Genomic DNA, 13,390 nt, shown 5'->3' on the forward strand with positions numbered 1-13,390 from the left:
CTCGTCGGACCAACAGCCGACGAGGTCGTATGGCGTGGCATATTAACACGGGAGACGGGCCCATATCCCGATGACATGGCGGGACTTTTACCCACCTTCGGTCACGAGGTCGAGCACCCGCCGGGTGTCCAGGGTGCCCACGTGGTGGAGCGCGATCCCGCCGTCACCGTCGATGAGGAAATGGGTGGGTGTACCGGGGACATGGCCGAAGGCGTGGAGTACCCGGCCCTGGACATCCAGGGCCACGTCATAGGGCAGTTCCCGGTCGGCCACCAGGGCCAGCACCTCGCTGGGAGGGTCGTAGGGCATCGCCACCGCCACCATCACCAGCCCCCGGGGAGCGGCCTTTCGATAGAGGGCCTTGAGATGGGGGATCTCCCGCAGGCAGGCCGGGCAGGTGGTGGACCAGAAGCTCACCAGCACCGGCCGCCCGCGCATTTCTTCCAGGGCGAGGCGCCGCCCGTCGATGAGCTGGAACACGACGTCCCGGGGCGCCGTGGCCGGGGGGGAAAGCAGATTCCAGGTGGCGAGGGCCAGCACGAGCGCCAGCATCAGGACGGGGAAGATCCACGGTCGCCGCCGTCGTGGACGCAGGGAATAGGGGCTAGTGGTAGACACGGGACGGCATGCTACGCGGAAACATGGGCCGATCGCACGCGCGCGCAGATGGGCACGGCTGTTAGGTCGGACTCCAGCCGGCCAGCCGGACGCGTCGCACGCGCGCGGCCGATCGCCCGACATCCCGGACTGACCCATGCTTCTGCCGTTAAATCATAGAGTTGACAGCTTATGCGGAAGTGCTTAGTTTACCAGCCCGATGAGTTGACCGATTATGAATTAAGCGCGTAATCGGTGTATCCGAAGCGGCCGCGGCCGCTTTTTTATTTTCTGCCGATATCTCATACCGGCCGTGGCGGGACCCTGAGGCACGGGTGGTTCAGGGTGAGGCCCGGTCGAGGTGTCGCGAGACGGGGGTGGCGAAGCGCATGATCGAAGTGGGGATCGTAGGGGGCACGGGGTATACCGGTGCCGAGTTGCTGAGGTTTCTGGTGCAACACCCGGAGGTGCGGTTGCGCGTCATCACCTCCCGCGGCGAGGCCGGCAAGGCGGTTGCGGAGGTGTTTCCCAACCTGCGGGGTTACACCGATCTGGCGTTCAGCGCCCCGGACGAGGCAGCCCTGGCGGGCTGTGATGTGGTGTTCTTCGCCACCCCCAATGGCACCGCCATGACCATGACCCGAACCTTGCTGGAGGCCGGGACCCGGGTCATCGATCTGGCGGCGGATTTCCGCCTCCGGGACGCCGCCGCGTGGCGTCACTGGTATGGCATGGACCACGGGGCGCCCGAACTGCTTGAGGAGGCCGTGTATGGCCTGCCCGAGGCGAACCGCGCCGCCATCCGGGGGGCCCGGCTGGTGGCCAACCCCGGTTGTTATCCGACGGCGGTCCTTCTGGGGTTCATGCCGTTGATTGAGGCGGGCGTGGTGGATAACGGGAGCCTGGTGGCCGACGCCAAGTCCGGGGCCAGCGGCGCAGGCCGTGCCGCCAGCGTGCCGCTCCTGTTGTGCGAGACGGGTGAGTCCTTCAAGGCCTACGGCGTTCCCGGCCATCGGCATCTGCCGGAGATCCGCCAAGGACTCGCCGCCATGGCGGGCGGCGCGGTGGGCCTGACCTTCGTGCCCCATCTCGTACCCATGATCCGCGGCATCCATGCCACCCTGTACGGGCGGCTCGTCGCGCCTGACACGGACCTCCAGGGGCTCTTCGAGGCCCGCTACCGTGACGAGCCCTTCGTCGACGTGTTGCCGGCCGGGGCCCACCCCGAGACGCGCAGCGTGCGCGGGACCAATATGTGTCGCCTGGCGGTCCATCGGCCCCAGGATGGTGATACCGTGGTGGTGTTGTCCGTCATCGACAATCTGGCCAAGGGGGCGGCCTCCCAGGCCATCCAGAACATGAACATCATGCTCGGTCTGCTCGAGGCCACGGGGCTGCGGGCCCCGGGCCTGCTGCCGTAGGGTACGTCCGTGGCGAGATTCGACCGTCTGGCCATCAAGGACCATCGCCCCTGGCGCACCGCGCTACGGTTCATGATGGTGTTGGTGTTGGTCCTCACGGCGGCGGCGGCCCTCTATTGGCGGGAGCTGGGTGACACTCTCGGCGCCCTGGCCCAATCCACCACGGAACGGCGCGACCTGGCCCGGCACGTGGATGAACTGTCGGCGGACAATGACAGGCTGGCGGCGGAGGTGGCCATCCTGCAACGTCGGATCCAGGTCAAGGGCGAGGCCTACCGGGCGGTGGAGGCCGACCTGGCGGCCCAGGGCAGGCGTATCGCGGAATTGCGCGACGAGGTCCAGTTCTATCGCGGGCTCTTCAAGCGCTCTTTGGAGACGGAGACCCTGGGAGTGCACGGTCTTCGGTTCCGGCCGGCTGGAGGAGACGGCGCCTACGGCTATCGCGTCGTGTTAACGCACATGGGTAAAGGTGATAATGTGGTGCAGGGTGCCGTGGCTTTGCGCATCACGGGGATGCTGGAGGGCGAACGCCACACCATCGATGCCGGGGATCTGGGAGCGGATGGGCACCGTGAATTCAAGCTCAAACACTTCAAGCAGCTGGATGGCAGGATCCTGCTGCCAGCCGGCTTCGAGGCCGAGCAGGTGGAGGTGTCGGTGAGGGCCGGCGACAAGGACAGTATCCACGTCGAACAAAGCTATCAGTGGTCCACGGTGGTGGACAGCGTACAGAGAGAGCAACGGTGATTGGACGTAACAGGAAACACAAGGCCCCCAAGGCCGATACCGATACCCTGGTGGGCAGGAACACCGAGGTCTTCGGGGACATCCGTTTCAGCGGTGCGGTGCGTCTGCACATCGATGGCTCCGTGCGCGGCAGCGTGCTCGCCGATGACCATACCGGGGCCCTGCTGACGGTAAGCAAGACCGGCATCATCGAGGGCGAAGTGCGGGTACCCAACATCATTCTGGATGGGGGTGTCCTCGGCGATGTCCATGCCGCCGAGCATATTGAACTGGCGTCCAATGCCAAGGTCACAGGGAACGTCTATTACAATCTCATCGAGATGGCCATGGGCGCCGAGGTGAACGGCAACCTGGTGCGGTCCCAGGGTGATACGGCGCCACCACCGGTCTTGAGCCACGCCGATGCCGAGCTATCCCCCGAAGAGTGATACTTGATTACGACAGGCGGGAATGTCAACTTACCCAAATGACAACTTTGGCAATGACCACTTGGGAGCCTCGATAGAATGAACGCGACGATCATGGAAACCTCCGATGCCCTCAGTATCTCCGACAGCGCGGCCACCAAGGTCAAGCAGTTGATAGACGACGAAGGCAATACTGCCCTCATGTTGCGCGTCTATGTCCAGGGCGGCGGTTGTTCCGGATTCCAGTATGGTTTCAGCTTCGACGAGACCATCCAGGATGGTGACAGCGTGGTGGAAAAGTGTGGAGTCAAGTTCATCGTGGACCCCATGAGCGCCCAGTATCTGGAGGGCGCCGAACTCGATTACAAGGAAGACCTCCAGGGGGCCCAGTTCGTCGTGCGCAACCCCAACGCCAGCACCACCTGCGGCTGCGGGTCTTCCTTCGCCATCTGACGGACCTCCCGCAGCAGCACCCCGGCCGCGCAGAGCCATCGCCTCATGGGCGGAGGCCGCTGTCCGGGCCGCCGGCATCAACTCCCTGGGGATGATTGTCCGTTCGGTCTCGGCGCGGCGACCCCGCCGGGATAGACGGTCCCCAGCACCACCGCATGGCGAGCCCCGGTGACCCCTGGCACATTGCCCGGCTCCCCCGTCAGGGTGCGGTGGGCGAGCCAGGCGAAGGCCGCCGCCTCGACGTAATCCGGGTCCAGGCCGACCTGCGCCGTGGACGCCACCCGGCAATCCGGCAAGGCCTCTTCGAGGGCCTTCATCAATACCGGGTTGTGTACCCCGCCGCCACACACCAGCACCTGCTCCACCGCCTGCGCCCATCGCTTCAGGGCCCGGGCCACCGACTCCGCCGTGAGGGCCACCAGGGTGGCCTGGATGTCCGCGGCCCCATGGCGGTGTAAAGCCTCACCCAGGCGCGTCTCCAGCCATTCCAGGTTGAAGTATTCACGCCCCGTGCTCTTCGGCGGGAGCCTTTCGAGGTAGGGATCCGCCAGCAGGACCTCCAGGCACTCGGGGATCGCCCTGCCCGTCGCCGCCCAGCGGCCGCCCCGGTCCAGGGGCTCCGCCAGGTGGCGCCGGGTCCAGAGGTCGAGGAGGGTGTTGGCGGGACCGCAATCGAAGCCCATGAGTCCGCCTGGCGCATCCAGCAGGGTGAGGTTGGCGATCCCCCCGAGATTGAGCACGGCGCGGCGCACGGGGCCGCGGCCGAGGAAGAACTGATGAAAGGCGGGGGCCAGGGGTGCGCCCTCGCCACCGGCCGCCATATCGCGGCGGCGGAAGTCCGCCACCGTGGTGATGCCGGTGCGTTCCGCGATGATGTTCGGGTCACCCACCTGCAGAGTGCTGTGGATCCCGGCCTCCGGGTAATGGCGCAGGGTCTGGCCGTGGCTGCCCACGGCGGTGATGGCCCGGGCCGGCACACCGGTGTCGCGCAGAATGGCCTCCGCGGCCGCGGCGAAGGCCTCGCCGAGGGCATGGTCCAGGCCCATCATGCGCCGCAGTTCGTCGGCCCCGCCCGGCTGGCACAGGGCGTGGAGTTCTCGCTGCAAGGCTTCGGGGAGGGGCCATGTCAGGCCGTGGTCGAAACTCACGCCACCATCCCCGGTCATGCTTACCAGGGCGGCATCGATACCGTCCATGCTGGTGCCGGAGATGAGGCCGATGTAGCGGGCCATCAGGTCGGGATGGAGGAAGCGCGGCCCGGGGATGCCACGAGCGGCGGAGGGAACGCCCTACTCGCCGTCGTTGAGGGCCAGTCGAGTCCGGCGCAGGCGCTCCAGGTGGGCGAGAAGGGGCGCGGTTTTCTCCTGGAAGTCGGCCATGTGCCGCCGTTCCAGGGGCAGTGCCTTGGGCAGTTCCACCTTGAGGGGGTCCCGATGCACGCCGGCGACCCGGAACTCATAGTGGACATGGGGCCCGGTGGCGAGCCCGCTGCTGCCCACGTAACCGATGACCTGGCCCTGTCTCACGCGGCTTCCCGCTCCCGTCTTCTTGCCGTATCCCGACATGTGGGCATAGAGCGTGGTGTAGCGTTCGCCGTGCTTGATGACGATGGTCTTGCCATAGCCGCCCTTGGTGCCGCGCAATATCACCTTGCCGTCGCCGGTCGCCAGGATGGGCGTACCCCGCGAGGCCGCATAATCCACCCCCTTGTGGGCCCGGAAACGGTGCAGCACGGGGTGCCAGCGGGCGGTGGTGAAACGCGAACTCACACGGCCGAAACGCACCGGCATGCGCCGGAACGCCTTACGCATGCTGTGGCCGTCGGGCGAATAGTAGTCGGTCTCACCGGAGGGCTTGGTGAACCGCAGGGCACTGACGGTGCGGCCGCGGTTGACGAACTCCAGGGCCAGGATGTCGCCGTCCTTGATTTTCTCACCCTGGTCGTCGAAGTGTTCCTCGTAGAGGACGGTGAAGCGGTCACCCTCCCGCAGATCCTGGGCGAAGTCGATGTCCCAGCCCAGGATCTCGGCCATCTCCATGATGGTGCGGTCCGCCAGACCGGCGGCGATGCCCGCCTCGAACAGGGAACTGCTGATGTTCCCGGAGGCGGCCACACGGCGCGTGGATACCTCCATTTCCTCCACCCGGATGGAGAAACCCCGGGGCTTCCGCTCGGCTACCAGGGTGGTTATGCGGTCCTGTTGCCACACCAGCCGCTGGAGGCTGTTGGCGTCGTCCACCTCCAGGGTGATCGCCTGTCCGGGCTGGATCCGCGACAGGCGCTCCCGGTTGCTGCGATCCCTCACCAGGCCGGCCAGTTCCGCCGGCGGTACGCCGAGGCGGCGGAAGATGAGGGCCAGGGAATCCCCGCGTTTCACCTTGGCGTCCAGGGCCTTAACGGGGGGTTCCTCGTTGGCGGGTGCGTCCATGGCCCGCGCCTGCCCCTGCGGGGTCGTTGCCGCGGGTGAACGGGTCCCCGGCCTCAGGGCAGCGGCGTCGATCGTGGTGTCGTGGGGCGTTTGCTCTCCTCGGAACTCCTCGAAAGAGAAGCCTTCAGGGGTGCGCGTGGCCACCAGTGTCGCGTCGGCGGCCTGTCGCCAAGCCAGCCGCTGCAGGCGGTCGTCTCCGGTTATCTGCAAGGACAGTTCCTGTCCGGGCTTCATTCGGGACAGACGGTCCTTGGCATTCCCTTCCCGTACCAGGGCCACCAACTCGGCGGCCGGTATCTCCAGGCGCCTAAAGATGCGCGCAAGGGAGTCGCCCGGGGCGACGGTGGCGGTGAGTTCGGTGATGTCGGGTGGGGCCGTGACCGCGTCGACCGAGGCCGTGCCCGTTGCCGCGGATGAAGCCTCCCCATCCGGGTATGCCGATGCGACGAGGGGTGCGGGGACGGGGGGCGCATCCACGGCGGCCACGATGGTGTTCGCCGTGTGGCGATCGCCGGCCGGCGCAGCGGCGGTCCCGTCGTACGCCGGTGGGGTGCCGGCGCCACGACTACTCCCGGTGCTGCTCCCGGGATCACCCAGATAACCGAAGGCGCTGAGGCCGAGGGCGATGGTGACGACGCCTGTCACGATAATAATCCGGTGACCCGTCGAGCCCCTCTTTTTTCTCCCCATGACGTTGTAGTCGTTCTTGACGTATTTATGATAATTCATTGATACAGTTTGTGTTTTGTTTCGCGAAAGATAGTCGCTTAAAACGCCCCAGTCAATGCGATGACAGGTTTTTTCTAGGGCTGAATCGACCCCTGTGATAGGCTTTCTTCCCCTGATTTCCTGCGCGTTCCCGACAGCATACATGACATCCACAAACGAGGACTTGGCACTGATCCGGCGGGGTACGGACGAGGTATTGCCGGAGGCACTCCTCGAGACCAAGTTGGCCCGCGGCAAGCCCCTGCGAGTCAAAGCGGGCTTCGATCCCACCGCGCCCGATCTCCACCTGGGACATACGGTGCTGGTCAACAAGCTCCGGCAGTTCCAGGACCTCGGTCATGACGTTCTCTTCCTGATCGGTGATTTTACCGGCATGATCGGCGACCCCACCGGTAAGAATGTCACCCGCCAGCCCCTCACCCGGGACCAGGTCATGGCCAACGCCCGCACCTACGAGGAGCAGATATTCAAGATCCTGGACCCCAAACGCACCACGGTGATGTTCAACTCCACGTGGATGGGCAAGATGTCGGCGGCGGAACTGGTGCAACTGGCCGCCCAGTACAACGTGGCGCGCATGCTGGAGCGGGACGATTTCAACAAGCGTTACCACAGCGGTCAATCCATTGCCGTTCACGAGTTCCTGTACCCCCTGGTGCAGGGCTACGACTCCGTGGTCATGAAGGCCGACGTGGAGTTGGGGGGCACGGATCAGAAGTTCAATCTGCTCATGGGGCGTCACCTCCAGGAGATCTACGGCCAGGAGCCCCAGGTGGCCATCACCCTGCCCATCCTCGAGGGCCTGGACGGGGTGCAGAAGATGTCCAAATCCCTGAACAACTACATCGCCATCGCCGAGGACCCACGGGAGATGTTCGGCAAGGTGATGTCGGTCTCGGATGGGCTCATGTGGCGGTACTATGAGCTGCTGTCCCTGGACTGCTCCCTGGCGGACATCCAGGCCATGCGGGCCCGCGCGGAGGCGGGGGAGGAGAACCCGCGCACCTACAAGGTGCAGCTGGCCATGGAACTCATCAGCCGCTTCCACGATGCCGCCGCGGCCAGGGCCGCCCGCGAGGACTTCGAGCGGCGATTCACCCAGGGCGCGCTGCCGGAGGACATGGCCGAGGTGACCCTGGAGGCCGGCCCCGATGGCCTGGCGGTGGCCAACCTGTTGAAGGATGCTGGCCTGACCTCCAGCACCTCGGACGCCATCCGCATGGTGAAGCAGGGGGCCGTGCGCATCGACGGCGAGCGCCTGGCGGATCCCAAACGACAGGTGGCGGCGGGGACCACGGCGGTGTTCCAGGTGGGCAAGCGCCGCTTCGCCCGGGTCACCGTGAACGCCTGAATCGGCTGCGGCCGCATGAGTCCCGTGCGGCCTTGCCGTCGGGTTGCGAGTCCATGGTCACGAGACCCCGTCCGGCTCCGCGGTCCGGCGCTGCGTGGTACTTTCCATGCAGTGGTCGGCGATGACGTCCAGGAAGGCCCTGCCGTAACTCTCCAGCTTGAACTGGCCGACGCCGCTGATGGCCAGCAATCCCGTCTCGTCGAGGGGTTTGTGGCGCGCCATCTGCATCAGGGTGTTGTCGCCGAAGACGATGTAAGGGGGCACGTTCTGGCGCTCCGCCAGGGTCTTGCGCACTTCCCGCAGGCGCTCGAACAGGGTCTGGTCATAGGGCCCGACATCGCCTTCGGGACGGGGCCGGCGTTGCCGCGATGCCGCCTGGGGGCGGGGCTTGGCCAGCTCGATGCGCAGCTCGCCCCGCAGCAGGGGGCGGGCCGCCGGGGTCAGACGCAGGGCGTTGAAGGCCGCCATGTCCTGGTAGAGATAACCGTGGTGGATCAGTTGCCGCACCATGCCGTTCCATTCCCGCGCATCCCGGTGGCGGCCGATGCCGTAGGTGGACAGGCGGTCGTGACCGAATTTGTGCACCCGCTCGTTGTCGGCCCCCCGCAGCACGTCCACCACGTGGCGGGCACCGAAACGCTGGCCCACGCGGTACACGCAGGACAGCAGTCTGCGGGCATCCTCCGTGGCGTCGACGCGCTCCGGTGGGTCCAGGCAGACGTCGCAGTTGCCGCAGTCCGCGGTGCGGGCCTCGCCGAAGTAGTTGAGCATCACCCGCCGCCGGCAGGTGTCGGCCTCCGCCAGGGCCACCATGGCATCGAGCTTGCGGCTCTCGATGCGCAGCTGGTCCGGGTTACCGTTGTTGCCGATGAGGCGCCGGGCCGTGACCACGTCCTGCAGCCCGTACAGCAGTAGGGCCTCGGCCGGCAGGCCGTCCCGCCCGGCACGGCCCGTTTCCTGGTAGAAACCCTCGATATGCCGCGGCAGGTCGTAGTGCATGACGAAACGCACGTTGGGCTTGTCGATGCCCATGCCGAAGGCCACGGTGGCCACCACCACCTCCAGTTGGTCCCGCAGGAAGGCTTCCTGGACGCCGCGCCGGTGCTCCCGGGTTAGCCCGGCGTGATAGGACTCGGCCCGGATCCCGCGGTGTTGCAGGTGGGCCGTCAGCTCCTCGACGCGTTTGCGGGACAGGGCGTAGATGATGCCGGCCTGGCCGCGGCGTTCCTCGACGAAGGCCGTCATCTGCTCCAGGGGCCGCGCCTTCTCCCGCACGGTGTAACGGATATTGGGGCGATCGAAGCCGCTGACATGGTGGCCGGCCTGCTCCAGTTGCAGGACACGGACGATGTCGTCCCGGGTCTGGCCGTCGGCGGTGGCGGTCAGGGCCACCAGGGGGATCTCCGGAAAATGCTGTCGCAGGCTGCCGAGGGCCTGGTATTCGGGCCGGAAATCGTGGCCCCACTGGGAGACACAGTGGGCCTCGTCGATGGCGAACAGGGCGACGGGCAGGCCGGCCAGCCGATCCAGGAAGCTGCCGTTCAACAGCCGCTCGGGACTCACGTAGAGCAGGTCCAGGTCGCCGCCGTGCAGCGCCGCCAGCACCTCTCGCGCATCCTCGGCCTCGAGGCTGGAGTTGAAGAAGGCGGCAGCCACGCCGTTGGCCGCCAGGGCGTCCACCTGGTCCTTCATGAGGGAGATGAGGGGGGAGACCACGATGGCCACCCCCGGGCGGTGCAGCGCCGGGATCTGGTAGCACAGGGACTTGCCGCCCCCCGTGGGCATGAGGACGAAGGCATCGCGGCCGGCGGCCACGTCGCGGCAGATATCGAGTTGCCCGGGCCTGAAGGTCTCGAAGCCGAAGACATCCCGCAGGATACGGTGGAGGGCGTCGTCTCCGGGAAGGGATGGCTCCGCTGGTTTCATCCGCATGATTGTAACGCCTGGCCACGGTGTTGTCCGAGCGCCTCTGAGATTGCTAAGCCACATGGGAAAAGATAATGTAGATACATAACTATTTGAACTCGAAGCGTTAGCATGAGGCCGATAAACAATAAGATCGGGACAATAAAGTCGGGGGAAATCCGGTTTGACTGACAAATTGGTCATCGAGGGCCTGTACAAGATCTTCGGGCCCGATCCGGGGCAGGCCCTGACCTTGCTGGAGCAGGGGTTGTCCAAGGACGAGATATTCGACCAGACCCGCAACACCGTGGGGGTGCAGGATGCCAGCTTCGCCATTCGGGACGGCGAGGTGTTCGTCGTCATGGGCCTGTCCGGGTCGGGCAAGTCCACCCTGGTGCGGATGCTGAACCGGCTCATCGAGCCCACGGCCGGGCGGGTGCTGGTGGACGGCACGGACATCACCCGCATGAGCAAGCAGGAACTCATCGACATGCGGCGCCACCAGATGAGCATGGTGTTCCAGTCCTTTGCCCTCATGCCCCACAAGACGGTGGCGGAGAACACCGCCTTCGGTCTCGAGGTCGGCGGTATGGCGGCCGGTGATCGGCGCGCACGGGCCCTCAAGGCCCTGGAGACCGTGGGGCTGGCGGCCATGGCGGACAGCCGGCCCGATGAGCTCTCGGGCGGCATGAAACAACGGGTGGGTCTCGCCCGGGCGCTGGCCACCGAGGCCCCCATCCTGCTGATGGACGAGGCCTTCTCGGCCCTCGACCCCCTCATCAGGACGGAGATGCAGGACGAACTGGTGCGCCTGCAGCAGCACGAGGCCCACACCGTGGTGTTCATCTCCCACGACCTCGACGAGGCCATCCGCATCGGTGACCGCATCGCCATCATGGAGGGCGGCGCCATCGTGCAGATCGGCACGCCCGAGGAGATCGTCACCAACCCCGCCAACGAATACGTGCGCTCCTTCTTCTACGGGGTGGACGTCAGCAAGGTGTTCAAGGCCTCGGAGATCGCCGAAAAGCGCGGGCTCATGGTGTTCGAACGCCCCGGGGTCAACGTGCGGGCGGCCCTGGCCCAGCTCAAGGACCGCAACCGCAACGTGGCCGTGGTGGTGGACGGAGACGGCCGCTACCGCGGCATGGTGAGCATCAACAGCCTGTCCAAGGCGGTGGACGGCCCCGGCGATACCCGCTGGGACGATGCCTTCCTTAAGGGCATCGAGGCGGCGCCCGATGATATGGACCTGAGCGAGGTCCTGAGCCTAGTGGCCGCCAGCGAATATCCGGTGCCGGTGGTGGAGAAGGGCGGGCGCTATGTCGGCATCGTCACCAAGACCGTGCTGCTCCAGACCCTCGACAAGGCGGGCTGAACCATGGCGGGCGATTCCTTCATCACGGACTTCGAGATTCCCATCGGTGACTGGGTGGGTGCGGCCGTCGACTGGATCCAGTCCAACTTCACGGGCGTGCTGGACGGCTTCTCGGATGCCATCAAGTTCATCATCGACAACTTCGAGGACGGCCTGCTGGGGATCCCACCCGTGCTGCTGGCCTTGATCATCGTCGCCATTGCCGCCTGGCGGGTGAGCTGGCGTTTCGGCATCTTCGCCTTCATTGCCATGGCCCTGATCTTCGGCATGGGGATCTGGGACGAGACCATCTCCACCCTGGCCCTGGTCATCGGTTCCAGTTTCCTGGCGCTGGTCATCGGCATCCCCATCGGCATCGCCATGGCGCGTAAGGACATGGTGGAGGCGGTGGTGAGGCCGGTGCTCGACTTCATGCAGACCATGCCGCCCTTCGTCTACCTCATTCCGGCCGCCATCTTCTTCGGCCTGGGCAAGGTGCCCGGCGCCATCGCCACCCTGGTGTTCGCGATGCCGCCGGCGGTCCGCCTCACCAACCTCGGCATCCGCCAGGTCAGCGAGGAACACGTGGAGGCGGGCCGCGCCTTCGGCTGCACGGACCGGCAGTTGCTGTTCAAGGTGCAGTTGCCCCTGGCCATGCCCTCCATCATGGCCGGGGTCAACCAGACCATCATGCTGGCCCTGTCCATGGTGGTCATCGCCTCCATGATCGGCGCCGGTGGCCTGGGCAACACCGTGCTCACCGGCATTCAGCGCCTCGACGTGGGGCTCGGTTTCGAGGGCGGGCTTGGTGTGGTGCTGCTCGCCATCCTGCTCGACCGTGTCACCCAGAGCTTCGGCATCAGGAAGGCGACCGGCCCGTCGCGGTTGCGGACACGCTTTAGACAACTATTGGGGAAAGGCTGAAGGTCCCGGCATACACAAGCCGGACACGCCACCACAGCGACCCGCCTGCGGCACCGGTTGGGCCGGTTTTTCGGAAGGGGTAATGACCCCTCCAAACTGAGAGCGATAAGGAGGAAATCATGAAGATATCCAAGACATTCCAATGGTTGTCGGCGGCCGTGCTCGCCGTGGGCATGAGCGCCAATGCGATGGCCGCTCAGGACATCCGCATCGGCTGGACCGCGTGGTCCGATGCGGAATTCGTCACCAAGCTCGCCAAACGCATCCTGGAAGAGAAGATGGATTACGAGGTGGAGCTGCTGCAGACGGACATTGCCCCCCAGTACCAGGGCCTTGCCACCGGCGGCATCGACATCATGCTCATGTCCTGGCAGCCGGGCACCCACGCGGACTACGTGACCAAGATGGGGGACAAGATAGTCAACCTCGGCCTGCTCTATACCCACGCCCGTCTCGGCTGGGTGGTGCCCGCCTATGTCCCCGAGAGCGAGGTGAGTTCCATCGCCGATCTCAAGAAGCCGGCGGTCAGGGACCGGCTGGATGAGACCATTACCGGCATCGACCCCGGTGCCGGCCTCACCCGCCTGTCCAAGCAGGCCATCGAGGACTACGGCCTCGACTACGAGCTGCAGATCTCCAGCGGCGCCGGCATGACGGCGGCCCTCGATCGGGCCATCCGCCGCGACGAGTGGATCGTGGTCACCGGCTGGAGCCCCCACTGGATGTTCGGTAAGTACGACCTGCGTTATCTGGAAGACCCCAAGGGTGCGCTGGGGGCCTTCGAGCGCGTCCATGCCGTGGCCCGCAAGGGTTTCTATCAGGACGACGTCAAGGCCGCCGGTTTCTTCTCCCGCATGCAGCTGCCCATCGACGACCTGCAGGCGGCCATGAACGACGCCCAGGAGAGTTCGTACGAGGAGGCCGTTACCCAGTACATGGCGAACAACGAGAAGCGTATCCACTACTGGGTGACGGGAGAACTCTGACTGCCGGTGCCTGGTGAATCACAGGCCGGCCGGAAATCGTGACCTCGTGAGGGCGCCCCCTGGGCGTGCCACACGGGGCGGGGG

At 65.9% G+C, this 13,390-nt stretch carries 12 protein-coding genes; 8 read left to right on the forward strand and 4 right to left on the reverse strand.

Annotation, left to right across the window (positions count from 1 at the left end):
• Window positions 1–87: 87 nt before the first annotated feature.
• On the reverse strand, window positions 88–618 hold the full coding sequence (locus U5S82_11490) for a TlpA disulfide reductase family protein (GenBank protein MDZ7752266.1): 531 nt from the start codon (window positions 616–618) through the stop codon (window positions 88–90).
• A 368-nt stretch (window positions 619–986) separates the two neighbouring features.
• Between U5S82_11490 and argC the strand changes: the two genes are divergently transcribed.
• From argC to erpA, 4 genes are all read left to right on the forward strand, one after another.
• A complete protein-coding gene (gene argC, locus U5S82_11495; protein ID MDZ7752267.1) occupies window positions 987–2,018 on the forward strand; it encodes an N-acetyl-gamma-glutamyl-phosphate reductase in 1,032 nt (343 codons plus the stop codon).
• 9 nt (window positions 2,019–2,027) lie between these two features.
• Window positions 2,028–2,765, forward strand: a complete 738-nt coding sequence (locus U5S82_11500) for a DUF6776 family protein (GenBank protein MDZ7752268.1) — start codon at window positions 2,028–2,030, stop codon at window positions 2,763–2,765.
• Window positions 2,762–3,193, forward strand: coding sequence for a polymer-forming cytoskeletal protein (locus tag U5S82_11505; protein ID MDZ7752269.1), 432 nt, complete (start codon window positions 2,762–2,764; stop codon window positions 3,191–3,193). The genes U5S82_11500 and U5S82_11505 overlap by 4 nt, the downstream gene beginning before the upstream one ends.
• 78 nt (window positions 3,194–3,271) lie before the next feature.
• The gene (gene erpA / locus U5S82_11510) at window positions 3,272–3,625 is read left to right on the forward strand and encodes an iron-sulfur cluster insertion protein ErpA (GenBank protein ID MDZ7752270.1); all 354 of its coding nucleotides are present in this window, start codon (window positions 3,272–3,274) and stop codon (window positions 3,623–3,625) included.
• A 77-nt stretch (window positions 3,626–3,702) separates the two neighbouring features.
• On the opposite strand, the gene U5S82_11515 is transcribed toward erpA, so the two are convergent.
• Window positions 3,703–4,857, reverse strand: a complete 1,155-nt coding sequence (locus U5S82_11515) for an anhydro-N-acetylmuramic acid kinase (protein MDZ7752271.1) — start codon at window positions 4,855–4,857, stop codon at window positions 3,703–3,705.
• A gap of 57 nt (window positions 4,858–4,914) precedes the next feature.
• Window positions 4,915–6,699, reverse strand: a complete 1,785-nt coding sequence (locus U5S82_11520; protein MDZ7752272.1) for a peptidoglycan DD-metalloendopeptidase family protein — start codon at window positions 6,697–6,699, stop codon at window positions 4,915–4,917.
• A gap of 226 nt (window positions 6,700–6,925) precedes the next feature.
• On the opposite strand from U5S82_11520, the gene tyrS reads away from it, so the two are divergent.
• Window positions 6,926–8,134, forward strand: a complete 1,209-nt coding sequence (tyrS, locus tag U5S82_11525; GenBank protein MDZ7752273.1) for a tyrosine--tRNA ligase — start codon at window positions 6,926–6,928, stop codon at window positions 8,132–8,134.
• 57 nt (window positions 8,135–8,191) lie between these two features.
• Here the strand turns inward: tyrS and recQ are convergent, their stop codons facing one another.
• Window positions 8,192–10,060, reverse strand: coding sequence for a DNA helicase RecQ (recQ, locus tag U5S82_11530; GenBank protein MDZ7752274.1), 1,869 nt, complete (start codon window positions 10,058–10,060; stop codon window positions 8,192–8,194).
• A 163-nt stretch (window positions 10,061–10,223) separates the two neighbouring features.
• Between recQ and proV the strand changes: the two genes are divergently transcribed.
• From proV to U5S82_11545, 3 genes are all read left to right on the forward strand, one after another.
• Window positions 10,224–11,417: a glycine betaine/L-proline ABC transporter ATP-binding protein ProV gene (gene proV / locus U5S82_11535; protein MDZ7752275.1), complete on the forward strand. Its 1,194-nt coding sequence runs from the start codon at window positions 10,224–10,226 to the stop codon at window positions 11,415–11,417.
• Between the two features lie 3 nt (window positions 11,418–11,420).
• Window positions 11,421–12,320 (forward strand): proline/glycine betaine ABC transporter permease, encoded by a 900-nt coding sequence (locus U5S82_11540; GenBank protein ID MDZ7752276.1) that lies wholly within the window; start codon window positions 11,421–11,423, stop codon window positions 12,318–12,320.
• A 173-nt stretch (window positions 12,321–12,493) separates the two neighbouring features.
• Complete coding sequence (locus U5S82_11545; GenBank protein ID MDZ7752277.1) at window positions 12,494–13,306, forward strand: glycine betaine ABC transporter substrate-binding protein; 813 nt, start codon at window positions 12,494–12,496, stop codon at window positions 13,304–13,306.
• Window positions 13,307–13,390: the final 84 nt, after the last annotated feature.

This window comes from Gammaproteobacteria bacterium, assembly GCA_034522055.1.
Lineage (GTDB): Bacteria > Pseudomonadota > Gammaproteobacteria > JAABTG01 > JAABTG01 > JAABTG01.